The sequence below is a fragment of the Desertibaculum subflavum genome (genome assembly GCA_003576705.1).
GTDB lineage: Bacteria > Pseudomonadota > Alphaproteobacteria > Ferrovibrionales > Ferrovibrionaceae > Desertibaculum > Desertibaculum subflavum.
In genome coordinates this window covers 14,134-35,336 of sequence record QOZS01000035.1, presented here as the reverse complement: position 1 = coordinate 35,336, position 21,203 = coordinate 14,134, and the positions used below count along the sequence as shown (strand labels likewise).

Here is a 21,203-nt window from a genome sequence, read left to right as displayed (position 1 = left end):
ATGCTGTATGCGGTTCTTTGTTACAACGTCGAGGACGTGATCGGCACCTGGAGCAAGGCCGAGGACGAGGCCGTCATGGCCAAGCTCCGCACCGTGCAGGAGAAATGGTCGGCCCAGGGCCGGCTCGGGCCGGTGGCCCGACTGCTCCCCACCACCGCCGCGACCACCTTGCGCAAAGGCCGCGACGAGCCGCTGGTGATCGACGGCCCGTTTGCCGAGACCAAGGAACAGCTGCTCGGCTTCTACATGGTCGATTGCAGCTCGCTGGACGAGGCGCTGGGCTTCGCCAGGGAGCTGGCCGAGGCCAATCCGGGCACCGGCTCCTATGAAGTGCGGCCGGTCGGCATCTTCCGGCCGGGCTCGGTCGCCACGTGACCGATCTCGACTGGATCGGCAGGGCGCTCGCCTCGGCCCGGCCGCAGGTGATGGCCGCCCTGCTCCGGCATTTCCGCGACCTCGACATCGCCGAGGAGGCCTGCCAGGAGGCCGGCCTCAAGGCGCTCGCCGCCTGGGCCAAGAACGGCCCGCCGCGCGATCCGGTCGCCTGGCTGATCTTCGTCGGCCGCAACAGCGCCATCGATCATGTGCGCCGGCAAAAGCGCCTCGTCGCGCTGCCGGAAGAGGCGGCGATCTCCGATCTGGACGACGCGGAGACGGCCGTGGCGGAGCAGCTGGACCAGGCCGGTTATCGCGACGACATCCTCAGGCTGCTGTTCGTCTGCGGCCACCCGGAGCTGCCGGCGACGCAGCAGGTTGCCTTGGCGCTCCGCATCGTCTGCGGACTCTCGGTGGCGCAGATCGCCCGCGCCTTCCTGGTGAGCGAGGCGGCGATGGAGCAGCGCATCACCCGCGCCAAGGGGCGCATCGCCGCCGCCGAAGTGACATTCGAGACGCCGGGCGCGGTGGAGCGCGCCGAGCGCCTCGCCGCCGTCGCGGCGATGATCTACCTGGTTTTCAACGAAGGCTATTCCACCGCCGGCGCGGAGGCGGCGGCGCGGGCGCCGCTCTGTATCGAGGCGATCCGGCTCGGCCGTCTGCTGCTCAGGCTGTTTCCGGCCGAGCCCGAGATCATGGGCCTGCTGGCGCTGATGCTGCTGCAGCATTCGCGCCATGCGGCGCGGTTCGATGCGGCGGGCGAGGTGGTGCTGCTGGAGGACCAGGATCGGGGTCTGTGGGACAGCGAGATGATCGCCGAGGGCCTGGCGCTGATCGACAAGGCGATGCGCCACCGCCGCACCGGACCGTACCAGGTGCAGGCCGCCATCGCCGCCCTGCATGCCCGCGCGCGCCGGCCGGAGCAGACCGACTGGGCGGAGATCGACCTGCTCTATGCGACCCTGGAGCAGATGCAGCCCTCGCCGGTGGTCACGCTGAACCGCGCTGTCGCCATCGCCAAGCTCCGCGGTCCCGACGCGGCACTCGCCTTGATCGAGCCGCTGGCGCCGAAGCTCGGCAGCTATTTCCACTTCCATGGCGCGCGCGGCGCTTTCCTGCTGCAGCTCGGGCGCCGGGACGAGGCGCGCAGCGCTTTCGACCGTGCCATCGCGCTGGCCCATACCGCGGCCGAGGCCGCCCATATCCGCCGCCATCTGGATCGGCTGCAGAAGTAGCGCGGGGTCGGCGCTTTCGCGGCTCAATCGCCCGTCAGAACTTCCTTCAGCACCACGGCCTGGTTGCGCTCGGTATCGCGCGCGCCATAGACCAGCGTCAGCCGGCCGCGACGTGCATGCTGCCGCAGCGTCGCGATGTCCTCCGCGCGGTTGCGCAATTCGGCGAGGTAGCGCTGACGGAACTCGGGCCAGCGTTCGGGCTGATGGCCGAACCATTGGCGGAGCGCTGTCGACGGCCCGATATCCTTCATCCAGAGGTCGACCGCCGCCGCCTGCTTCGACACGCCGCGCGGCCAGACGCGGTCGACCAGCACGCGGAAGCCGTCATCCTCGGCCGGCGGTTCGTAAACCCGCTTCAGATGGACCGGGTGCTTCGCCATGTGAAGGATCTAACGCGCCCCGGTTGCGAGGCCAGCCCTCAGGCCGGCGGGTTCGCCTTGCGCCATTCGATCAGCCGGCGCACGCCCTCCTCGATCGGCACTTTCGGCTCCCAGCCCAGCACGCGCTTCGCCTTGCCGTTGTCGTAATGGAAGGCATGCGCCGAGGTGAGACGGACGCCGCCCGAGGCCGGGTCGCGGTGCTCGACCTTCAGGTTCGAGCCGGTGAGGCGCAGCACCAGCTCGGCCAGCGCCTTGGTGGTGATCTCCTTGCCGCCGGAAATGTTGACCGTCTCGCGCGTGACGTCGGCGCCCATCGCCATGCGGCAGGCCCGCGCCACGTCGCCGGCATAGACGAAGTCCTTGGTCTCGGCACCGTCGCCATAGACCACCGGCGGCTCGCCCTTGGCCACGCGGTCATAGGCCTCGATGATGTAGAGCGCGTTGGCGGCGCGGTAGTGCTGGCGCTCACCATAGACGGTGGAGAAGCGCAGCACCGCCCAGTCGAGCCCGTATTTCGCGCCGTAATCGGCGCAGAGCTGCTCGCCGATGATCTTGGTGGCGCCGTAGATCACCGCCGCCGGCGGCACGCCCTTGGTGTGGAACGGCGTGTCCTCCGTGATGGTGCCCTGGAGGCCATAGCCGTAGGCGGCCGAGGACGAGGCGAAGATGATCTTCTTCGCAGCCGCGACGCGGCAGGCCTCCAGCAGGTTCTGGTGGCCGCGGATATTGACGTCGAGCCCGGTCCAGGGATCGCGCGACATGGGCAGGGTCATGAAGGCGGCGAAGGAGAAGGCGCCGTCGACGCCCTGCATGGCATCGATCAGGTCGTGCAGTTTCATCACGTCGCCGCGGCGAATGGTCAGGCCCTTGCGCCCTTTCAGATGCGCCAGCGCGCTTTCGGCCCCGAAGGAAAGATTGTCGTAGATGACGACTTCGGCTGCACCCTGATCCAGCAACTCCTCCGCCAGATGCGAGCCGACCAGGCTGGCCCCGCCGGTGATCAGAAACCGGCGCCCTGTGATCTGCATTACACTTTCCTCCCAATCACGCGCTTGCGCATTTGCAATCGCCCCGCCCTCGACTATCTAGGAAGCGGGGTGGCTGGGGACTCTGCTTCGGAGTGCCTTGGATGTCGATACGGCATATCGCCTTGGCGGCGGCAACAGCAGCCTTGGCTGCCTGCACGCAGACCACACGGGTCGGCTCCGCCGACCTGACGACGCTCTACAGCTCGACCACGATGGGCTATGCGGCCCGTGGCGGCGAACTGGCGACCGAGATTCGCGGCAACCCCTTCCCCGCCCAGTACGAGGGCGAGCGGGTGGCGGCGGCGCTGAAGCCGCCCGGCTGGCACCGCAATTTCCGTTTCACCACGCGGCCGAACCAGGAGACCGCCTCGTCCTACCGGCTGATCCTGCGCTTCAACCCGCCGGCCGGCGGCCCGGTGGGCGACCAGCTCTGCCGCGGGCAGGAATGGGGCGGCTTCACCCCGGGCGGTGGGCCGATTGTGGCGCATGGCACGCTCTGCGTGGCCGATCGCCTGGCGTCCGAAGTGCGGGCCTATGGCGGGCCGGCGGCCTCGCCGGAGGACCCGGCCTTCCAGACCACCATGAACGCCATGCTGGCCGAGCTTCTGCCGCCGACCAACCGGCAGATCGAGATGAACGGCGACCGCTGCGGCGATTGCTGAGCGCGGCTCAGCCCCACAGGCGACGGGTGGCGAGCTCCGCGCCTTCCTTCAAGGCGCGGAGCTTGGCCCAGACCACGTCGGGCGCGACGAATTCGTAGCCGGTAAAGGTGCCGAAGCCGCAATCGCAACCGGCGATCACCCGCTCGCGGTCGCCGACCGCCGCGACGGCCTCGCAGATGCGGTTGGCCACCACTTCCGGGTGCTCGACATAGTTGGTGGTCGAATCGATCACGCCCGGCAGCAGCCGCATCCGCTCCGGCAGCGGCATCCGCTTCAGCGCCGCATATTCGTGCTGGTGCCGCGGATTGGCGAATTCGAGGCTGAGCGCGCCTACCTTGGCGCGCAGGACGACCGGGAGGATGTCGGCGAGCGGCACGTCATGCACATGCGGCCCCTCCCAATTGCCCCAGCAGCAATGCAGGCGAACGCGCTCCAGCGGGATGCCGTCGAGCGCCGCGTTGAGCGCGGCGACATGAATCTCGGTCGCGGCCAGGAACTCGGCGAGCGGCTTGTCCTGGAACATCATGCTGCGTTCCATGGCGAGATCCGGCGCGTCGATCTGCAGCACATAGCCGCGGTCCACGATCAGCCGGTATTCCTTGGCGAGCTCGCGCGCGAGCGCGAAGACATAGGCCTCGTGGCTGTCGTAATGGGCGTTCTGCATCGTGGTGGCGACGATGCCGGGCGAGGCGGCCGTCATGAAGCGATCGACGAAGCGCCCCTCGCGGCCTGACGTCGCGCGGTCGAAGACGTCGCACTCGGCGATCGCCGGCGCGAGGTCGGTGTAGACGATCTCGCCCACCGCCATCGGCGCGTTGGCCACCTTCGAGCGCGCGCCGAACCGGGTGACGGCCCGGCGGGCGAATTCCGGGAAGGCGAGATAGTCGGCCGGGCGCGACCGCCGCGATTCGCCGGCGAAGCCCTGCATGCGCTGCGGCACATAGGTCTGGAAGCCGACGCGCGGCTGCTCGCCGTCATTGATGATGTCGATGCCGGCCTCGATCTGACCGGCGACCACGGCATCCACCGCGCGGGCGATGGCGGCATCGAGGGCGGCGCGATCGATCGCCTCGCCTCGTTCCTGGCGGATCAACAGGTCGGACAGCACCGCATCGCGCGGCAGGCTGCCGACATGGGTGGTCAGGATGCGCCGGTCGCCGCCGCGCATCGCCATGCCGGCATCAACGCGGCTGCTGCCGCGCCCTCAGCTGCTGATTGTTGCTGTAGGCTTCCTTGGTCTGCGCCGCCTTGCAATTGGCATAGGCGTCGCTCATCCGGTCGAAATTGGCACAGGGCCGCGCCGCCGGCGGGTTCTCCGCCCGGTTCTGGTTGTACGACTTGGCGCCGCTGCCCTGGAAGGACGCGGGCGGGGCGAATGGATCGGCGGTCGCGCCCTGCTGATAGGGCCGATAGAGCGGGCTGTTGGTCGGCAGCTGGTCGGTGCGGAAATAGGGATTGATCTGATTGGCATTGGCTTCCGGCTGGGTCACCAGCGGGTCGCGCGGGGTCGGATAGGTACGTTGCGGCTGGACCGGCACCGGCGGACCCACATAGGCCGGCGTCTGCACATAGGGCCGCTTCGTGTTCTGCTGCTGCGCCTGTGCTTCCGCGGCCATCAGCGCCGCGGTGGCGAGACAGGACATGGCGGCGAGACAGGATACGGCGGCGAGATTGGGCAGTCGCATCATCGTTGACCATCCGTCCTAGGACCGGCGGAGCCTAAGGCCGCCCCGTGCCCGCGTCCATCGCCATGCCGCCGGCGTGACCGGCGTCGCAACCGGGCCGTGACCGGCGTCACAACCCGTTGTGCCATCGTGGGTTAGCTTTGGTTATCGCAATCTTACCGAAGGGGGGCCCAGGCATGCGCGCGGCTTGCCCGACCATTCTCGTCGTCGAAGACAACATTCTGAACCTGAAGCTGTTCGGCGACCTGCTGCATGCGCATGGCTATCGCACGCTGCTGAGCCGCAAGGGCGATGAGGGCCTGGAACTGGCGCGCCGGCACCGGCCCGACCTGATTCTGCTGGACCTGCAGCTGCCGGAAATTTCAGGGCTGGAAGTGGCAAGCCTGCTCAGGGCCGATGCCGAGCTGGCCCGCATCCCCGTGATCGCGGTTTCCGCCTTCACCCTGATGGCCGACCTGGACCGGCTGCTCGGCGCCGGCTGCAATGCCTATTGCCAGAAGCCGATCTCGGCCGACGAGCTGCTGACCACGGTGCGCCGTCTGCTGCACTGAGCGGCGCAGAGGCCGTCTCACCGCCGATCGATATCCTTGGCGAGCGCCGCGAGGTCGCGGATCGCCGCGGCCGTCTCCGGGTCGACATCCGGCCCGGCAGCGCCTTGCAGCTTGCCGAGATCGCCCCTGAGCTTGCCGATCGAGCGGTTCAGCTCCGCCAGCTCGCGCTGCAGGTTGGCCACGTCGCGGTTGAGGTCCATGACGGCGACGCCGACATGATCGACCTGCTTGCCCAGGTTCTGCACATCCACCGCGACACGCTCGGCGCCGCCGGCGCCGAGATCGGCCACGATCTTGCGGCCGAGGGCGACCAGATCGCCGAGCCGCCAGATCGCCGCGGCCAGTGCGATCACGATCAGCCAGTCTCCCACCGTCACGGCCTATCTCCCTGGTTCCGCATCGCGATTCTCTGCATATGCTAGACTAGCCGTCGGGGCGGCAGAAGGGCGCGCCGTCACAGCTTGGTCACTGTGACAGGCGCTATCCAGGTCCGGCCCGATGTGTAATATCCACATAGATATCAAGATCTTGGGGGAAGGGGTCATGGCGGCGCAGCCGGAAGGGCGATTGGACGGGGTCGAGCTCCTCGAGGGCATCGATCCCGGCGAGCTCCGGCGGCTCGAGCAGCGCTGCGTCTGGCGCCGCTATGCCAGCGGCGAGCAGATTCTCGACCGCAACAGTTCCAGCCGGGACGTGTTCTTCGTCGCCCAGGGTCGCGTGCAAGTGGTTAACTTCTCCTTGACCGGGCGCGAGGTCGCCTATGCCAGCGTGCCGGCCGGCGGCTTCTTCGGCGAGCTGTCGGCGATCGACGGCGAGCCCCGCTCCGCCTCCGTCGTCGCCGGCGAGCGCTGTCTGCTCGCCGCCCTGGCCCCGGAAGTGTTCAACGAGGTGCTGCTCGCCAACCCGAAGATCATGAACCGGGTGCTGCTCCGCCTCGCCCGCATCATCCGCATTTCGAACGAGCGGATCATGGACCTCTCGACCCTGGGTGCGGTGCAGCGCGTGCATATGGAGATCCTGAAGATGGCGAAGCCCGACCCGCTCGCCGCCGGTTCCTGGGTCGTCTATCCGCTGCCGACGCAGAGCCAGATCGCCGGGCTTGCCTCCACCACCCGCGAGACCGTGGCGCGGGTGATCAGCCAGCTGCAGGCGAGCGGCATCGTCAAGCGCAAGGAGAAGAGCCTCTATATCCGGGACCGCGCCCGGCTGGAGGCGGTCGCCGCCCGGCTCGGCGACGAAGGCACGGCGCGCGCCGCGGAATAGGGTCAGAAACCCGCAACAGCTCAAAAGCCTGGCAGCACCCGTACCGTCGGCGTCTTCGGCAGCTGGTCGCGGCTCAGCACGATGGTCGGCGCCGGATGGCGCTCGATCGCGAAATGCTTGGCCGCCTCGGTCAGGAAGCGCGCCAGCGTGTCGTTGGAAAAGAAGTGCATCGGCATGATCAGCGGCGCCTTGATCTGCCGCAGCACCTCCATCATGCCCTCCTGGTCGAGCGTGTAGCCGCCATCCACCGGCGCCAGCACGATGTCGATGGCGCCGAGCTCGGTCAGATGGGTCTCGGTCAGGGTGTGATGCAGATGGCCGAGATGGGCGACGCAGAGATCGCCGGCCTCGAACACGAAGATCGAGTTGCCGTTGCGGATGGTGCCGGCATAGGAGCGGATATTGGTCGGCACGTTGCGCACCCGCATGTCGCCGAGCTTGAGAAAATGCTGCGCCATGCCGCCATCCGGCGACCAGCCGCGCAGCACGTGCCTGATCTCGGGCTCCGGCGCCTCGGTGAAGTGGCTGGAATGGGCCCGGTTCATGGTGACGATGTCGGGCAGGCGCGGCGGCTTGATCCAGCCGTTGTAGTCGGTCACCGCGGTGATGCCGCCCGGCGTCTCGATCAGCCAGCTGGCATGGCCGAGGAAGCTGAGCGAGACATGGCCCTTCGGAACGGCGGCGAGCTCGAACCGCGCCGGGATCACCCGCGGCTGGTTCTGCACGATGGGGAGACAATTCGCGGCCGCGACGAGCGGCGCCAGCAGGCCCGCCAGGGCGGCCGACAGGATCAACAAGCCACGACGCATCCGCTCACCCCGGGCGACGGAACCGAGGGCGGGATTATAGCGCCATCAATATTTCACGCGGTGACATCGTCGAGAGGCCAGATCGGCCGGCGCAGCTTGCGGTAGGTGAACATGCGATAGTCGGGATTGGTCAGCGCGCCGGAATTGACCAGCAGCACTTCGGACGCGATCGGCTGGTAGGCGGCGCGGAAATGCTGCGACGACTTCAGGCCGATGACCGACTTGGCGCGCGGATCGATGCCGGCGGCGAGAAAGTGCTGCGGATCGGTCACCTGAAAGCGGTTGCTGGCCAGCACGATCTCGACCCCGCCGACCGCCAGCACGGCAATCTCGCCCATCGTGCCCTTGAGGCCCTTCCACATCGGCCCGTCGAAGGTGAAGGCGCCGTCACCCAGAAAGCGCACCGTACCCTCGACGCCGAGCGGCGGACCGAAAGCCGGATCGACCTGCCCGCCGATGGCGAGGCTGAGCCGGGCGCCGAGGCCGGCTTGCCGGCAGGCGGCGACCGCCGCCGGATCGGTGATCGGGCAGTAGGCGGCGTTCTGCAGACCGGCATTGATCATGCCCGCCAGCAGCCGGGTGGCATCGCCATAGCCGCCGCCGCCGGGATTGTCGGTGGTGTCGGCCAGCACCGCGGGCTTGCCCGGCTTGCCCATCTGTCGCGCCCGGGCCACCGCATCGGCCACCGGCAACAGGGTCGCCGTTGACTGCGTCCGCGTCTGCCAGACCTCGTCCATCAGCTCGTCGGCGATGGCGCGCCAGCGCGGCGAGTTGCCGTCGCCCGTCACGGTGACCGAAGGTCCCGCCTCGGCGATATCGGCCCATCCGAAGCCGGCATTCAGGCCGACCACCAGGACGCCAGGTTCCCGCTCGAAGGCGGCGGCACGGGCGAGCAGCGCCCGCATCGGGCCCTCGCTGGTGGTGCGGCCATGATCCATGCCGTCCAAGGTCGGCCGGCGCGCCACCACGGTCTGCGGCCGGATCTCGCCCGCCATGGCGCGCGCGACCAGTTCCGCCGCCTGGCGGGCGCGCTCCACTTGGTCGACATGCGGATAGGTGCGGTACGGAATGATGATGTCGGCCAGCCGCGCCATGCGGTCGGTGACGTTGGCGTGCAGGTCCAGCGTGATGGCGATCGGCACGTCATTGCCGACCGTTGCCCGCAGACGCTCCAGCAGATCGCCTTCGGCATCGTCCACGGTCTCCGTCACCATGGCGCCGTGCAGGGCCAGCAGGATGCCGTCCGGCCGCGGGCGCGCCGCCTCGACGATCTCGCCGGACAGCACCGCCCAGGCCTCGCCCGTCACCTTGCCCGACGGTGTCGCCGCGGCGGCGATCGGATGCGCGACTTGCCAGCCCTCGCGCGCTGCGATCTCGAGGAAGCCGCCGATCTCGGTCGATGTGCCGCGGAAATTGGCCGGCACCGCCTCGCCGCGGTGCAGATAGCGGTGGCGGAACGCTTCCAGGTCGGTCGGCAGCCGGGAGAAGGTATTGGTCTCGTGCATCACCGAGGCAATCAATACGCGACGCGTCATGACGGGCGGCCCCTTTGTACCCAGCGGACAAACGGCACGGCCGGCACGATCCAGACCACGCCGGCGGCGATGTAATAGAGCGTCTGCACGATCAGGTCGTCCGGCAGCACCGCGACGGCGAGGCGCATCGCGAGCAGCGCGTAGACGACCAGGCCGGCCAGCAGCACCACCAGACCGAACAGCTTGCGCACCGCATCACTCATCCGGCCGGGCCGAGCGTCACCACGCCCCGGTGCTCCCCGATGCGGACGCCGACCGCGCGCCGGCCATCCGCATCCTCGATCAGCTCGATTTCGGCCAGGCCGGCCTCGAATGCCTTCGCGACCTCCTCGGGCGCCAGCGCGAGCGCCTTCGATATCGCGTCGAGGAAGGCATTCAGATCGCTGGGGCGGGGATCGGGACTGGGGGCGCTGGACGACATGATCCTGCAACAATAGCCGCGCTTCGCGGCGGGCGGGAGGCCCGTGACGACAAGCGCCCCGCTTCCGGCGATTTCCCGCCGCGTCGCCCTTGACTCTCGCCCGCCGGCCTCGTTCCCTATCGCGTCCGCGGCACCAGGATCGCGGGCCAAGGGGATCGAGACGTGCGACACGTCCGGGGATCAGCGGGCACGTTGGTGGCCGCCGTCATGGCGCTGGCGATCGCCTGCGCACCGGTTCCTGCCCCCGCCGAGCCCGCCTCCGACGAAGTGGCCGCCATGCGCGCCGCCGCACAGGCGGGCCAGCCCGCGGCGCAATTCTGGTACGGCCTTTACAAGGAAGCCGAGGTGCGCGCGCCGGCCGAGGCGGCCGAATGGTACCGGCGCGCGGCGGCGCAGGGCCATCGCGAGGCCGAGCTCAGGCTGGCCCAGATGCTGGAGCGGGCGACCGGCATCCCCGGCGACCCGGACGAGGCGCGGCGGCTCTATGCCCACGCGGCCGAGGCCGGCATCGTGGTGGCCCAGTTCAACCTGGCCGTGATGATGGAAGAGGGCCGCGGCGGCGAGCGCGACGTGGAGGCGGCGGCCGCCTGGTACCACGCGGCGGCGCTGCAGGGCCACGGCCGGGCGGCGAACAACCTCGCCACCATGCTGGCCCGGGGCGAGGGCGTGGAGGCCGACCGCGATGCCGCGCTCCGCTGGTACCGCGTGGCGGCGCACCGGGGCGTCGACGACGCGCTCTACAATCTCGGCGTCCTGTATCTGAAGGAGCCGCATCGCGACATTGCCAGCGCCCAGGCCTGGCTGCGCCTCGCCGCGGCGCGGGCCGGCGGCCATGTGGCCGCGCTGGCGCGGGCCGGCCTGAAGGCGCTGGAGCCGGCGATGACGCCCGAGCTGATGCGCCAGGCGATGCAGCTGGAAGCGGATTTCAAGCGCCAGCTATGACGCCTTGGCCGCCTTGAAGGCGGCTTCGAGCGCGCGGAAGGGCAGGCGCACGCAGGCATGCCGGCTCTTCACCCGCGCGACCGGTCGAAACACGTCGAGTTCCGCCCAATGGCCGGCGCCGGCCGCCTCGCCCTTCAGCAGCGCATCCACCGCACCAAGCTCGGCCGCCAGGGCCTCCGCCGTCAGGCCGCCCGCATGGCGGGCGATCACCGCCGAGGCGGCCTGGCAGACGACGCAGGCCTTGGTCTCATGCGCCAGTGCGGCCACGCGGTCGCCGTCCAGGCGGATATCCATCGTCACGCGGTCGCCGCAGAGCGGGTTGTCGAGCGTCGCGCTCACGCGCGGCTCGTCGAGCCGTCCGGCGCCATCGGCGGCAGCGGCCATGCGAAGCAGGTCGGTCTGGTAGAGATCGCTCATGATTCAAGCTGTCAGGCGCCGGATGGTGCGGTCGAGGCCGGCGAGCAGCGCGTCGATATCACCGGCATCGTTGTAGAGCGCGAGCGAGGCGCGGGTGGTGCCGGTGACGCCAAAGGCAGCCATCAGCGGCTGGGCACAGTGGTGGCCGCCGCGCAGCGCGACACCGTCTTCGTCCAGCATCTGGCAGATGTCGTGCGGGTGTGCGCCTTCGACCGCGAAGGAAACCACGGGAAAGCGCGCCTGCAGGCCGGTCGGACCGATGACGCGGACCTTCTTCATGCCGTCGAGTCCGTCGAGCAGCCTGGCCGTCAGCTTCTGCAGATGGGCATGCGCCGCTTCCTGGTCGACGCTCTCGATCCAGCGCGCCGCCGCCGCCATGCCGACCGCCTGGGCGATCGGCGGCGTGCCGGCCTCGAAGCGGCGCGGCGGTTCGGCGAAGCTCGTCTCCTCCAAGGTCACGCGCGTGATCATCTCGCCGCCGCCGAGGAAAGGCGGCATCCTGGCCAGCAGCTCGCCCCTGCCCCACAGCACGCCGATGCCGTTGGGCCCGAACATCTTGTGGCCGGAGAAGGCATAGAAGTCGACGCCCAGCGCGGCCACGTCGATCGGTCCGTGCGGCGCGCGCTGCGCGCCGTCGAGCAGCACCTTGGCGCCGACCGCACGCGCGGCGGCGACCAATGCAGCGACATCGGTTTCGGCGCCGGTGACATTCGAGACATGGGTGACGGCGACCAGCTTGCAGCGCGGGCCAATCACTTTCGGCAGCGCGGCGAGGTCGAGCCGGCCCTCCGCGGTCACCGGGATCGCCTTCACCACCACGCCGGCACGCTTCGCCAGCATGTGCCAGGGCACGATGTTGCTATGGTGCTCCAGGGTCGAGAACACCACCTCGTCGCCGGGCTTCAGCAACGCGCCGAACGAATGCGCGACGAGATTGATCGCCGCGGTGCAGCCGGAAGTGAACACGATCTCGTCGGCGCCGGCGGCATTGACATAAGCCGCCATCGCGTCGCGCGCCTGGTCATAGGCCTCGGTCGCCGCCTCGGCGAGGAAGTGCACGCTGCGCTTCACATTGGCGCGGTGGCGCGTCTCGTGCCGGATCACCGCGTCGAGCACCGCCTGCGGCATCTGCGCCGTCGCGCCGTTGTCGAGATAGTGCAGCGGCCGGCCATGCGCGGCCGGATCGAGGATCGGGAACTGGGCGCGGATCGCGGCGACGTCGAAGGCCATGGCCGTCACCCCCGCGCCCGGAGGCGGGCCAGCGCCTCCGGCGTGTCGATATCTTCCAGCACGGCCGGGTCGTCGATCGCCACTTCGCAGACGACGTCACCATGGGCGCCGATCAGATGCCTGGCCCCGGTATCGCCCTGCACCTCGCGCATCTCGGCGAAGAATTCCGCGCCGAACAGCACGGGGTTGCCGCGCTTGCCATGCATGGTGGGCAGGCAGATCGCGCGGCCCTCCACCGGATTGAAGGCGGCGATCAGGCGGTCGATATGGCCGGCCTGCACGTCCGGCATGTCGCCGAGACAGACGACGGCGCCGTCGATGCCGGACGGCAGGGCCAACAGGCCGCGGCGGAGCGATCCGGCGATGCCGTCGGCGAAGTCGGGATTGAGGACGAAGCTGACGGCGCGGCCGGCCAGCGCCGCCTCGACCGCCGGGGCCTGATTGCCGGTCACCACCACGACCGGCCGCGCGGCGGAGCCGAGCACGGCATCGACGACATGCGCCACCATCGGCTTGGCCCCGAGCGGCTCGAGCAGCTTGTTCGAGCCCATGCGGGTGGAGCGGCCGGCGGCCAGCACGATCGCGGCGATGCGGGGCGCGCGCGGCGCCTTGGCCGCCCGGGCTTCGGCATCGCGCGGCTGCGGCCGGGTCGGAATCTCCTTGAGCAAGCCGCCGGCGCCCATGCGCGCGATATCGGCCGGCGTCACCGGCACATCGGCCAGCAGCCGCTCCAGCACCCAGTCGAAGCCGTTCATCTTCGGCGAGCGGGCACAGCCCGGAAGGCCGATCACCGGCCGGCCGCCCAGCCGCGCCAGCAGCAGCAGGTTGCCGGGATCGACCGGCATGCCGAAATGCAGCACCTCGCCGCCGGCGCCGGCGATGCCGGCCGGCACCACGTCGCGCCGGTCCACATTGGCGGAGGCGCCGAAGACCAGGATCGGATCGGCGCCTTCGGCGGCGAGCTTGCGCACCGCGTCCGCCACCGCCGCCTCCTCATGGGCACAGTCGAACGCCACCGCCAGCTCGGACCCGCAGCGCTCGACGCGGGTGCGCACCACCTCGATGGTCTTGTCGACGATCGATCGCTTGGTCTCCGGCAGCCGGGTCACCGCCAGGCCGACGCGCTTGCGCGCGAAGCCGGCGACGCGAACCAGCGGCCCGCCCTCGGCGGCGATACGCTCGGCCTCCGCCACCGCCGCCGCGGGCGCGGCGAAGGGAATGATCTTCACCGTCGCCAGCATCTGGTCGGGATCAACCAGGTCGAAGGGCGGTACCGTCGCGATGGTCACCGCCTCGTGGATCGCGTTCAGGCGATCGACGCGGGCATGGTCGATGACCGCGACACCCCGCACCGACGCGTAAAGATTGCAGCGGCCGGTGAACGGCTCCTGCCGCCGGACATTGGCTCCCGTCGCGGCCTGGGCGACGCGCCGCGCGGCCTCGTCCTCCGGCACGTCGCCGGATTCGAGCCTGGCGGCGATCACGCTCGCCTTGCCGGCTTCGCGCAGCAAGGCGAGGTCGGCGGCGGCGAGGCGATGGCCCTTCTTGTAGCGGCGCGTCCCGACCGAGACTGAATGCGCCAGAATGGCGCCCTCGGCCTGGTCGAGCGGAAGGGTACCGAAGAACATGCGCGCCCTACGCCGCTTCCTGGCGCAGCGCCTGGGTCATCTGGGCAAGGATCGAAATGGCGATCTCGGCCGGCGACTTGGCGCCGATCGAAAGGCCCACCGGCCCGTGGATGCGGGCGAGCTCGTTGTCGGAGAAGCCGGCGCGGCGCAGCCGCTCGAGGCGTGCGTTGTGCGTCTTCTTCGAACCGAGCGATCCGATATAGAAGGCATCCGACTTGAGCGCCGCATCGAGCGCCGGATCGTCCAGCTTCGGATCGTGCGTCAAGGTGACGACCGCGGTGCGCAGGTCCGGCTTCAGCCCAGCCATCGCCTCGTCCGGCCAGGCGTTCGAGAGCACGACGTCGGGGAAACGGGACTCGGTCGCGAAGGTGCGGCGCGGATCGACCACGGTCACGGCGTAGCCGGCGAGCGAGGCCATCGGCGCCAGCGCCTGGGTGATGTGCACCGCGCCCACCGCGATCAGGCGAAGCGGCGGGTTGAACGGATTGAGGAAGACCGGTCCGTCCTCGGTCTCCACCGTCTCCGCCTTGTCGGCGACCAGCACCGCACGGGCGCGCTCCGCCACCTGGTTCGGCCAGCCGTTCGCCCCCCTCTTGCCATAGAGATAGAGCAGGGTCTGAGCGCCGGACTTCAGGTTGGTCGCGACCGCGACCGGCACCTTGGCGGCGCGGTCGGCGTTGAGCTGGGCCAGAAGCGCGCGGTCCATCGCCCTACTCCACCTGCTCGACGAAGATGCGGATCTTGCCGCCGCAGGCGAGGCCGACTTCCCAGGCCTCCGAATTGCTGACGCCGAATTCCAGCAGGCGCGGCTTGCCGTCCTGCATCGCCTCCAGCGCCTCCTGCACGACGGCACCCTCGACGCAGCCGCCAGAAACCGAGCCGATTATGGCGCCGGTCTCGTCGATGCCGAGCTGGCTGCCAGCCGGGCGCGGCGCCGAGCCCCAAGTCTCCACAACGGTCGCGACGGCGCATTTCTTGCCCGCCTCGCGCCAGGCAGCCAGCTGGCCCAGAATATCCTCGTGCGCTGTCGTGACGGTGGCCGTGGTCATATGGATATCTCCCATCGGCTATATCGGTCTATGAATGTAGTGCGGCCGCCGGCTCATTGAAAGATGCCTTGCGGTCGTCTCGCCGCGGCACCGGCCGGGACAGCACGTCGACCAGCGAGCCCAGGCTCTCCAGGTTGTGCACCGGCCGGAACTCGTCGACATGCGGCAGGATGGCCCGGATGCCGAGCGCCTTCGGCTGGAACCCCTCCCAGCGCAGCAGCGGATTGAGCCAGATCAGCCGCCGGCAGGATTTGTGCAGGCGCTCGATCTCCTCTTCCAGGCCGGCCCCGCCGTCGCGGTCGAGCCCGTCGGTGATCAGCAGAACCAATGCCCCCTGGCCCAGCACGCGGCGCGACCAGCGGCGGTTGAACTCGTGCAGGGTGGTGCCGATGCGCGTGCCGCCGGACCAGTCCTCCACCGCGGCCGCCACCTTGCCGAGCGCCACGTCGACATCGCGCTGGCGAAGGTACCGCGTCACATTGGTCAGGCGGGTGCCGAACAGGAAGGTGTGCACGCGGTCGCGGTCGTTGGTGATCGCGTGCATGAAATGCAGGAACAGGCGCGAATAGCGGCTCATCGAGCCGGAGATGTCGCACAGCACGACCAGCGGGGGGTGCCGCCGCTCACGCTCGCGCCGGCGCAGATTGATTGCGCCCGGCGTGCGCAGGCTGTTCCGAAGCGTGCTTCGCATGTCAACGCGCCGTCCGCGCGGATCGGGATGCAAGCGTCGCGTCGGCACGTCGGCGATGGGCAGCCGCATGCGGGCGATCGCCTGCTTGGCCGCCGCCTCCTCTTCCGCCGACATGGTCTCGAAATCCATCGTCTGCAGGACTTCCTGGGCGGAGAAGGTGAAGGAGGCATCGAATTCGAGCTCCTCCTTCTTCTCGCTCGGCTCCTCGCCCTCGCCCGATTTCGGCAGCAGCGCGTCGGTGACGCGCCGGCCCGCCTCGCGCTTCTCCGGCGTCTCCTCCGCCGGCACCTCGGTCTCCGGCAGCATCATGCCGATCATCTTTTCCAGGATCTTCGGATTGCGCCAGAAGATGTGGAAGGCCTGGTCGAACAGCTCGCGCTGGTCGCGCCGGTTCACGAACACCGAATGGAGCGTCCAGTAGAAATCGTCGCGGCGGCGGATGCCGGCCGTCTCGGTCGCGCGGATCGCGTCGATCACCTTGCCGGGCCCGATCGGCAGGCCGGCTTCGCGCAGCACCCGCGCGAAATGCATGATGTTCTCGGCGAAGCGGCCTTTCGGTGTCGGCGAGGGGGACGGCGTCGGGCTGGCGGGCGCGTTCATCGCAAGCCGCTCAGGCCTGCGCCGCGAGCTCGTCCTGCACGCGGCGCAGCAATGCCGCGGCCTCGCTGCCCTGCATGCGCGCGATGTCGTCCTGGTACTTGAGCAGCACGCCGAGCGTGTTGTTGACCTTGTCGGGGTCGAGCGCCAGCGCGTCGAGATGGATCAGCGCCTGCGTCCAGTCGATCGTCTCGGCGATGCCGGGCAGCTTGAACAGCTCGACATTGCGCAGCTCCTGCACGAAGGCGACGATCTCGCGCGCGAGGCGCTGGTCGGCGCCCGGCACCTTGCGGCGCAGGATCTCGAGCTCGCGCGCCGCGTCCGGGTAGCCCACCCAGTGATAGAGGCAGCGGCGCTTCAGCGCGTCGTGGATCTCGCGCGTGCGGTTCGAGGTGATGATGACGATCGGCGGCTCCGCCGCCTTCTGGGTGCCGATCTCGGGGATGGTGATCTGGAAGTCCGACAGCACCTCCAGGAGATAGGCCTCGAACGGTTCGTCCGTGCGGTCGAGCTCGTCGATCAGCAGCACCGGCGCGCCCTCGGGCCCGCCCCTCAGCGCGCGCAGCAAGGGACGCTCGATCAAAAACCGCTCGGAGAAGATATCTTCACCCAGCCGCTCGCGGTCCCTGACGCCCTCCGCCTCGGCGAGGCGGATCTCGATCATCTGGCGCGCGTAGTTCCACTCGTAGACGGCGGAAGCGATGTCGAGCCCTTCGTAGCATTGCAGCCGCACCAGCGGGCGGCCCAAGGTCTCGGACAGCACCTTGGCGATCTCGGTCTTGCCGACGCCGGCCTCGCCTTCGAGGAAGAGCGGACGGCCCATCTTGAGGGCGAGATAGACAATGGTGGCGAGCGGACGGTCGGCGACGTAGTCGGCCCTATCGAGCAGGCCGAGCGTGTCGTCGATGGAGGCGGGAAGCGGCGCGCGGGTCATCGGCTCAATATTGGGGGCGGGGCGGCGGATGACCAGCCATACCCCACCCGGCAACGACGGTCGAGCATTGCCGCGGCGGCATGATGCGACGGCCCGACCGGCTTTCCCCGGCGCGGTCGGGCAGCCGGCCGCGACTCAGTTCTCGCGCGGACGGCGGCCAAGCCCGGTGCGACGGGCGATGGCGGAGCGCTGCTCGGCATATTTCGGGGCGACCATCGGGTAATCCGGCGGCAGGCCCCATTTGGTGCGGTACTCGTCCGGCGACATGCCGTAAGTCGAGCGCAAATAGCGCTTCAGCATCTTCAGCTTCTTGCCGTCTTCCAGGCAGACGATGTAGTCGTCATGCACCGAGCGCTTCACCGGCACGGCCGGCTTGGGCGGGGCATCCGGCGCCGGCGCACTGCCATTGGAAAGCTCGTTCAGCGAAGAATGCACGGCGCGCACCAAGTCGGCGATCTGGTTCGACGGGACCGAATTGTGACCGACGTATGCCGACACAATGTCAGCAGTCATGCGCAACAAGCCAGGCGATTTGCCGCCCGTACCATCGCTCTCGTTCATGGTCCAAACGATCCTTCTTATTGGGAAAGCGGCTTCCGCGCCGGGGGCGTTTCCTCGCATATTCCGTTTTTATTGTCAAAGCGACTCATCGCACTATTCCGATTGCTTGGAATTTCGCCGACTTCGCGACAGGATACGTTGCGGCATTGCATGGATGGATACAATCCGGCCGACTGCATCAATTGGCTAGACCGATCCCAGGTGCCCGCAACGCGCAAGTCTCCGGAACCCGCAACGCCCCGGCATCGGCCGGCGGACGGCACCTGAGCCGGAGAACCGGATCGGGCGCATATTCCGATGCGTATCGCCGGACGGCCAGTGACCTTTACCGGACGGCGGACGCCGCCGGAGGACCGCCACGCCGCCAGTCCGGCGCCACAGCTTTCCGGTTGCGCCCTGCGGGGGCGCCAATCCGGATGTCGATTGCTTCCACACTGCCTTTGGTGCCTAATTGAAGGGCAGCTGCCGTCAAAAAGGCACTGCGGGGGTGGCGGGAGTGGCGTTATTTCGTCTCAGCAGGTCGCAGCGCGCCTTCCCCGTGCCGGCGCGAGTGGCACGTTCTTCGCAACGTGCGCCGGGCCGCGCCGTCGGCGTCCAACGTGGCAGCAACTCTCCAATACGATAACGGCATGGCTCAAGGAGGCAGGAGGACGATGAACCTTTTCGCGAAGGCATTGCTGGGGACGGCGGCCGTGATGGCGCTGGGCATCGGCGGGGCGACGGAGGCGACGGCGCAGCAGAAGACCCTGCGCTTCATTCCGCAGGCGGATCTCAAGCTGCTCGATCCGATCTGGACGACGCAGTACATCGTCCGCAACCATGGCTACCTCGTCTACGACACGCTGTTCGCCACGAACAGCAAGTTCGAGGTGAAGCCGCAGATGGTCGACACCTTCGAGGTCTCGGCCGACAAGAAGCTCTACACCTTCAAGCTGCGCGACGGCCTCAAGTTCCATGACGGCCAGCCGGTCACCTCGGCCGACGTGGTGCCCTCGATCCAGCGCTGGGGCAAGAAGGACAGCCTCGGCATCCTCATCTTCACCAAGGTCGTCGCCATGAAGGCGGTCGACCCGAAGACCTTCACGATCGAGCTCTCCGAGCCGTTCCCGCTGTTGCTGGAGGGCCTCGGCAAGGTCTCGTCCAACGTGCCGTTCATCATGCCGGAGCGGCTCGCCAAGACCGATCCGAACGAGCAGGTGAAGGAGATCATCGGCTCCGGCCCGTTCAAATTCGCCGCCAACGAATGGGTGCCGGGCTCCAAGGCCGTCTACATCAAGAATACCGATTACGTGCCGCGCAAGGAGCCGGCCGACTGGGCGACCGGCGGCAAGGTGGTCAAGGTCGACCGCGTCGAGTGGCTGATCATCCCCGACAGCGCCACCGCCTCCGCCGCGCTGGAGAAGGGCGAGGTCGACTGGTGGGAACAGCCGCCGTCGGATTTCTGGGACCGGCTCGCCAAGATCAACGGCGTGAAGGTGATCCAGTCGGACCCGCTCGGCAATATCGGCGTGTTCCGCATGAACCATCTGCATCCGCCGTTCGACAACCCGAAGATGCGCGAGGCGATGCTCTACGTGGTCGACCAGGCGGACTACATCCAGTCGATGGTCGGCGACCTTAAGAACGGCAAGCTCTGCTACTCCTATTTCGGCTGCGGCGTGCCGATGGAGACCGATGCCGGGGCCGAGCCGATGAAGGGCAAGCGCGACCTGGCCAAGGCCAAGCAGCTGATCAAGGAATCGGGCTATGACGGCCGCAAGATCCTCGTCATGTCGCCGACCGACCAGCCGGTGATCGATCGCCAGACCCTGATGACGCACGAATACCTGAAGCAGCTTGGCCTCAACATCGAGTACATCGCGACCGATTGGGGCACGGTGGGCAGCCGCCGCGCCAAGAAGGATCCGGTCGACAAGGGCGGCTGGAACATCTTCCACACCTGGACCCTGGTGCTCGACCAGATGACGCCGCCGGCCAACCTTCAGGTCTCCGGCGCCGGCGACAAGGCGTGGTTCGGCTGGCCGAAGAACGAGAAGCTGGAGCAGCTGCGCAATGTCGATTGGGTGAAGGCCACTTCGGTGGACGAGCAGAAGAAGATCGCCGCCGAGATCAGCAAGGAGGCCTACAAGACGCTGCCTTTCATCGTGACTGGACAGTTCTATCCCAAGACCGCGCACCGCACGAACATCACGGGTGTCCCGGTGTCCCCCGTCGTGTTCTTCTGGGGCGTGGACAAGAACTGACGATCCACAAGCCGACCCGATAGCGTGTTCGCGTATATCGTCCGTCGACTGCTCGCCACCATCCCCGTCATGGGGGTGGTGGCGCTGTTCGTCTTCGCCCTGCTGCACCTGACGCCGGGCGATCCGGCGGTGCTGATCGCGGGCGAGCTCGCGACCGATGCCGATATCGCGGCTATCCGGGCCAAGCTCGGCCTGGACCAGCCGTTCCATATCCAGCTCGCGACCTGGCTGTGGAGCCTGGCGCGCGGCGATCTCGGGATTTCGATCTTCACCAACCTTCCGGTGACCCGGCTGATCGAGCAGCGGCTCGAGCCGACCCTGATGCTGACCCTGACGACCCTGATCGTCTCGATCGTCATCGCGCTGCCGCTCGGCATCATCTCGGCCTGGAAGGCCGGGACCTGGATCGACACCGCGGTGATGAGCTTTGCCGTGTTCGGCTTTTCGGTGCCGGTCTTCGTGCTCGGCTTCGTGCTGATCCTGGTGTTCTCGCTGCAGCTCGACTGGTTTCCGGTGCAGGGCTACACATCGATATCGGAGGGCTTCCTGCCCTTCCTGGCCAATATCACCCTGCCCTCGGTCGCGCTCGGCATGATCTATGCCGCGCTGATCGCCCGCATCACCCGCGCCTCGATGCTGGACGTGCTGGCCCAGGACTACATCCGCACCGCCGACGCCAAGGGCCTCGCCACTTTCGACGTGCTGATCCGCCACGGCCTGAAGAACGCCGCGGTGCCGATCGTCACCGTGATCGGCATCGGCATCGCGTTGCTGATCTCTGGAGTCGTCGTCACCGAGACGGTGTTCGCCATCCCGGGCCTCGGCCGGCTCACGGTCGATGCCATCGTCAAGCGCGACTATCCGATCGTGCAGGGCATGGTGCTGCTATTCTCCGCCGTCTACGTCTTCATCAACCTGCTGGTCGATCTGAGCTACACGCTGCTCGACCCGCGCATCCGCTACTGAG

The 21,203-nt window shown here is 68.5% G+C and carries 25 protein-coding genes; 8 read left to right on the top strand and 17 right to left on the bottom strand.

Annotation, left to right across the window (positions count from 1 at the left end; genetic code table 11):
* Together DT074_RS18075 and DT074_RS18070 are read left to right on the top strand one after the other, a co-directional pair.
* Complete coding sequence (locus DT074_RS18075; RefSeq protein ID WP_119421263.1) at window positions 1-375, top strand: YciI family protein; 375 nt, start codon at window positions 1-3, stop codon at window positions 373-375.
* Window positions 372-1,610, top strand: a complete 1,239-nt coding sequence (locus DT074_RS18070) for an RNA polymerase sigma factor (protein WP_119421262.1) — start codon at window positions 372-374, stop codon at window positions 1,608-1,610. Before DT074_RS18075 ends, DT074_RS18070 begins: the two co-directional genes overlap by 4 nt.
* A 23-nt stretch (window positions 1,611-1,633) precedes the next feature.
* Here the strand turns inward: DT074_RS18070 and DT074_RS18065 are convergent, their stop codons facing one another.
* Together DT074_RS18065 and DT074_RS18060 are read right to left on the bottom strand one after the other, a co-directional pair.
* On the bottom strand, window positions 1,634-1,990 hold the full coding sequence (locus DT074_RS18065) for a DUF488 domain-containing protein (RefSeq protein ID WP_119421261.1): 357 nt from the start codon (window positions 1,988-1,990) through the stop codon (window positions 1,634-1,636).
* A gap of 38 nt (window positions 1,991-2,028) precedes the next feature.
* Window positions 2,029-3,018: an NAD-dependent epimerase/dehydratase family protein gene (locus DT074_RS18060; protein WP_119421260.1), complete on the bottom strand. Its 990-nt coding sequence runs from the start codon at window positions 3,016-3,018 to the stop codon at window positions 2,029-2,031.
* A 101-nt stretch (window positions 3,019-3,119) separates the two neighbouring features.
* On the opposite strand from DT074_RS18060, the gene DT074_RS18055 reads away from it, so the two are divergent.
* Window positions 3,120-3,680 carry a hypothetical protein gene (locus tag DT074_RS18055; RefSeq protein WP_162914985.1) on the top strand — a complete coding sequence of 187 codons (561 nt, stop codon included), beginning with the start codon at window positions 3,120-3,122 and terminating at the stop codon, window positions 3,678-3,680.
* Between the two features lie 7 nt (window positions 3,681-3,687).
* Here the strand turns inward: DT074_RS18055 and DT074_RS18050 are convergent, their stop codons facing one another.
* Window positions 3,688-4,854: a cobalamin-independent methionine synthase II family protein gene (locus tag DT074_RS18050; protein WP_368744754.1), complete on the bottom strand. Its 1,167-nt coding sequence runs from the start codon at window positions 4,852-4,854 to the stop codon at window positions 3,688-3,690.
* 7 nt (window positions 4,855-4,861) lie between these two features.
* Entirely contained in the window at window positions 4,862-5,368 is a 507-nt protein-coding gene (locus DT074_RS18045; protein ID WP_119421258.1) for a hypothetical protein, read from the bottom strand.
* Window positions 5,369-5,541: 173 nt separating this feature from the next.
* On the opposite strand from DT074_RS18045, the gene DT074_RS18040 reads away from it, so the two are divergent.
* Window positions 5,542-5,916 carry a response regulator gene (locus tag DT074_RS18040; protein ID WP_119421257.1) on the top strand — a complete coding sequence of 125 codons (375 nt, stop codon included), beginning with the start codon at window positions 5,542-5,544 and terminating at the stop codon, window positions 5,914-5,916.
* A gap of 17 nt (window positions 5,917-5,933) precedes the next feature.
* On the opposite strand, the gene DT074_RS18035 is transcribed toward DT074_RS18040, so the two are convergent.
* Window positions 5,934-6,293, bottom strand: coding sequence for a hypothetical protein (locus tag DT074_RS18035; protein WP_119421256.1), 360 nt, complete (start codon window positions 6,291-6,293; stop codon window positions 5,934-5,936).
* Between the two features lie 166 nt (window positions 6,294-6,459).
* Between DT074_RS18035 and DT074_RS18030 the strand changes: the two genes are divergently transcribed.
* On the top strand, window positions 6,460-7,179 hold the full coding sequence (locus DT074_RS18030; protein ID WP_119421255.1) for a Crp/Fnr family transcriptional regulator: 720 nt from the start codon (window positions 6,460-6,462) through the stop codon (window positions 7,177-7,179).
* Window positions 7,180-7,199: 20 nt separating this feature from the next.
* Here the strand turns inward: DT074_RS18030 and DT074_RS18025 are convergent, their stop codons facing one another.
* The 4 genes from DT074_RS18025 to DT074_RS18010 all read right to left on the bottom strand — a co-directional run bounded on the left by DT074_RS18025 (window position 7,200) and on the right by DT074_RS18010 (window position 9,944).
* Window positions 7,200-7,976, bottom strand: a complete 777-nt coding sequence (locus DT074_RS18025; protein ID WP_162914984.1) for an MBL fold metallo-hydrolase — start codon at window positions 7,974-7,976, stop codon at window positions 7,200-7,202.
* Between the two features lie 65 nt (window positions 7,977-8,041).
* Window positions 8,042-9,523 (bottom strand): M81 family metallopeptidase, encoded by a 1,482-nt coding sequence (locus DT074_RS18020; protein WP_119421253.1) that lies wholly within the window; start codon window positions 9,521-9,523, stop codon window positions 8,042-8,044.
* A complete protein-coding gene (locus tag DT074_RS18015; RefSeq protein WP_368744753.1) occupies window positions 9,520-9,714 on the bottom strand; it encodes a DUF2842 domain-containing protein in 195 nt (64 codons plus the stop codon). The genes DT074_RS18020 and DT074_RS18015 overlap by 4 nt, the downstream gene beginning before the upstream one ends.
* Window positions 9,715-9,722: 8 nt before the next feature.
* Window positions 9,723-9,944, bottom strand: a complete 222-nt coding sequence (locus tag DT074_RS18010; protein WP_119421251.1) for a hypothetical protein — start codon at window positions 9,942-9,944, stop codon at window positions 9,723-9,725.
* Between the two features lie 195 nt (window positions 9,945-10,139).
* Here DT074_RS18010 and DT074_RS18005 point away from each other — a divergent pair, with 195 nt between their 5' ends.
* A complete protein-coding gene (locus DT074_RS18005; RefSeq protein ID WP_368744757.1) occupies window positions 10,140-10,886 on the top strand; it encodes a tetratricopeptide repeat protein in 747 nt (248 codons plus the stop codon).
* Here the strand turns inward: DT074_RS18005 and DT074_RS18000 are convergent.
* From DT074_RS18000 to DT074_RS17965, 8 genes are all read right to left on the bottom strand, one after another.
* Complete coding sequence (locus DT074_RS18000; RefSeq protein WP_119421249.1) at window positions 10,881-11,303, bottom strand: iron-sulfur cluster assembly scaffold protein; 423 nt, start codon at window positions 11,301-11,303, stop codon at window positions 10,881-10,883. The genes DT074_RS18005 and DT074_RS18000 overlap by 6 nt on opposite strands.
* A gap of 3 nt (window positions 11,304-11,306) precedes the next feature.
* Window positions 11,307-12,533, bottom strand: coding sequence for an aminotransferase class V-fold PLP-dependent enzyme (locus DT074_RS17995; RefSeq protein WP_119421248.1), 1,227 nt, complete (start codon window positions 12,531-12,533; stop codon window positions 11,307-11,309).
* A 5-nt stretch (window positions 12,534-12,538) separates the two neighbouring features.
* On the bottom strand, window positions 12,539-14,161 hold the full coding sequence (locus DT074_RS17990; RefSeq protein WP_119421247.1) for an NTP transferase domain-containing protein: 1,623 nt from the start codon (window positions 14,159-14,161) through the stop codon (window positions 12,539-12,541).
* 7 nt (window positions 14,162-14,168) lie between these two features.
* Window positions 14,169-14,867, bottom strand: coding sequence for an XdhC family protein (locus tag DT074_RS17985; RefSeq protein WP_119421246.1), 699 nt, complete (start codon window positions 14,865-14,867; stop codon window positions 14,169-14,171).
* Window positions 14,868-14,871: 4 nt separating this feature from the next.
* Window positions 14,872-15,210 (bottom strand): XdhC family protein, encoded by a 339-nt coding sequence (locus DT074_RS17980; protein ID WP_119421245.1) that lies wholly within the window; start codon window positions 15,208-15,210, stop codon window positions 14,872-14,874.
* Window positions 15,211-15,238: 28 nt separating this feature from the next.
* Complete coding sequence (locus DT074_RS17975) at window positions 15,239-16,501, bottom strand: vWA domain-containing protein (RefSeq protein ID WP_119421244.1); 1,263 nt, start codon at window positions 16,499-16,501, stop codon at window positions 15,239-15,241.
* Between the two features lie 10 nt (window positions 16,502-16,511).
* Entirely contained in the window at window positions 16,512-17,432 is a 921-nt protein-coding gene (locus DT074_RS17970; RefSeq protein WP_119421243.1) for an AAA family ATPase, read from the bottom strand.
* Between the two features lie 135 nt (window positions 17,433-17,567).
* On the bottom strand, window positions 17,568-17,945 hold the full coding sequence (locus DT074_RS17965) for a Ros/MucR family transcriptional regulator (protein ID WP_368744752.1): 378 nt from the start codon (window positions 17,943-17,945) through the stop codon (window positions 17,568-17,570).
* 701 nt (window positions 17,946-18,646) lie between these two features.
* Here DT074_RS17965 and DT074_RS17960 point away from each other — a divergent pair.
* Window positions 18,647-20,236, top strand: a complete 1,590-nt coding sequence (locus DT074_RS17960; protein ID WP_162914983.1) for an ABC transporter substrate-binding protein — start codon at window positions 18,647-18,649, stop codon at window positions 20,234-20,236.
* A gap of 24 nt (window positions 20,237-20,260) precedes the next feature.
* The gene (locus DT074_RS17955; RefSeq protein WP_119421240.1) at window positions 20,261-21,202 is read left to right on the top strand and encodes an ABC transporter permease; all 942 of its coding nucleotides are present in this window, start codon (window positions 20,261-20,263) and stop codon (window positions 21,200-21,202) included.
* Window position 21,203 lies beyond the last annotated feature (1 nt).

What these genes read in the sequence shown, in the direction of transcription:
- DT074_RS18075 (WP_119421263.1), top strand. Translation starts at nt 1, where the DNA reads ATGCTGTATGCGGTTCTTTGTTACAACGTCGAGGACGTGATCGGCACC.
- DT074_RS18065 (WP_119421261.1), bottom strand. Translation starts at nt 1,990, where the DNA reads ATGGCGAAGCACCCGGTCCATCTGAAGCGGGTTTACGAACCGCCGGCC.
- DT074_RS18060 (WP_119421260.1), bottom strand. Translation starts at nt 3,018, where the DNA reads ATGCAGATCACAGGGCGCCGGTTTCTGATCACCGGCGGGGCCAGCCTG.
- DT074_RS18055 (WP_162914985.1), top strand. Translation starts at nt 3,120, where the DNA reads ATGTCGATACGGCATATCGCCTTGGCGGCGGCAACAGCAGCCTTGGCT.
- DT074_RS18050 (WP_368744754.1), bottom strand. Translation starts at nt 4,854, where the DNA reads ATGGCGATGCGCGGCGGCGACCGGCGCATCCTGACCACCCATGTCGGC.
- DT074_RS18045 (WP_119421258.1), bottom strand. Translation starts at nt 5,368, where the DNA reads ATGATGCGACTGCCCAATCTCGCCGCCGTATCCTGTCTCGCCGCCATG.
- DT074_RS18040 (WP_119421257.1), top strand. Translation starts at nt 5,542, where the DNA reads ATGCGCGCGGCTTGCCCGACCATTCTCGTCGTCGAAGACAACATTCTG.
- DT074_RS18030 (WP_119421255.1), top strand. Translation starts at nt 6,460, where the DNA reads ATGGCGGCGCAGCCGGAAGGGCGATTGGACGGGGTCGAGCTCCTCGAG.
- DT074_RS18020 (WP_119421253.1), bottom strand. Translation starts at nt 9,523, where the DNA reads ATGACGCGTCGCGTATTGATTGCCTCGGTGATGCACGAGACCAATACC.
- DT074_RS18010 (WP_119421251.1), bottom strand. Translation starts at nt 9,944, where the DNA reads ATGTCGTCCAGCGCCCCCAGTCCCGATCCCCGCCCCAGCGATCTGAAT.
- DT074_RS18000 (WP_119421249.1), bottom strand. Translation starts at nt 11,303, where the DNA reads ATGAGCGATCTCTACCAGACCGACCTGCTTCGCATGGCCGCTGCCGCC.
- DT074_RS17995 (WP_119421248.1), bottom strand. Translation starts at nt 12,533, where the DNA reads ATGGCCTTCGACGTCGCCGCGATCCGCGCCCAGTTCCCGATCCTCGAT.
- DT074_RS17990 (WP_119421247.1), bottom strand. Translation starts at nt 14,161, where the DNA reads ATGTTCTTCGGTACCCTTCCGCTCGACCAGGCCGAGGGCGCCATTCTG.
- DT074_RS17985 (WP_119421246.1), bottom strand. Translation starts at nt 14,867, where the DNA reads ATGGACCGCGCGCTTCTGGCCCAGCTCAACGCCGACCGCGCCGCCAAG.
- DT074_RS17980 (WP_119421245.1), bottom strand. Translation starts at nt 15,210, where the DNA reads ATGACCACGGCCACCGTCACGACAGCGCACGAGGATATTCTGGGCCAG.
- DT074_RS17975 (WP_119421244.1), bottom strand. Translation starts at nt 16,501, where the DNA reads ATGAACGCGCCCGCCAGCCCGACGCCGTCCCCCTCGCCGACACCGAAA.
- DT074_RS17970 (WP_119421243.1), bottom strand. Translation starts at nt 17,432, where the DNA reads ATGACCCGCGCGCCGCTTCCCGCCTCCATCGACGACACGCTCGGCCTG.
- DT074_RS17965 (WP_368744752.1), bottom strand. Translation starts at nt 17,945, where the DNA reads ATGACTGCTGACATTGTGTCGGCATACGTCGGTCACAATTCGGTCCCG.
- DT074_RS17960 (WP_162914983.1), top strand. Translation starts at nt 18,647, where the DNA reads ATGAACCTTTTCGCGAAGGCATTGCTGGGGACGGCGGCCGTGATGGCG.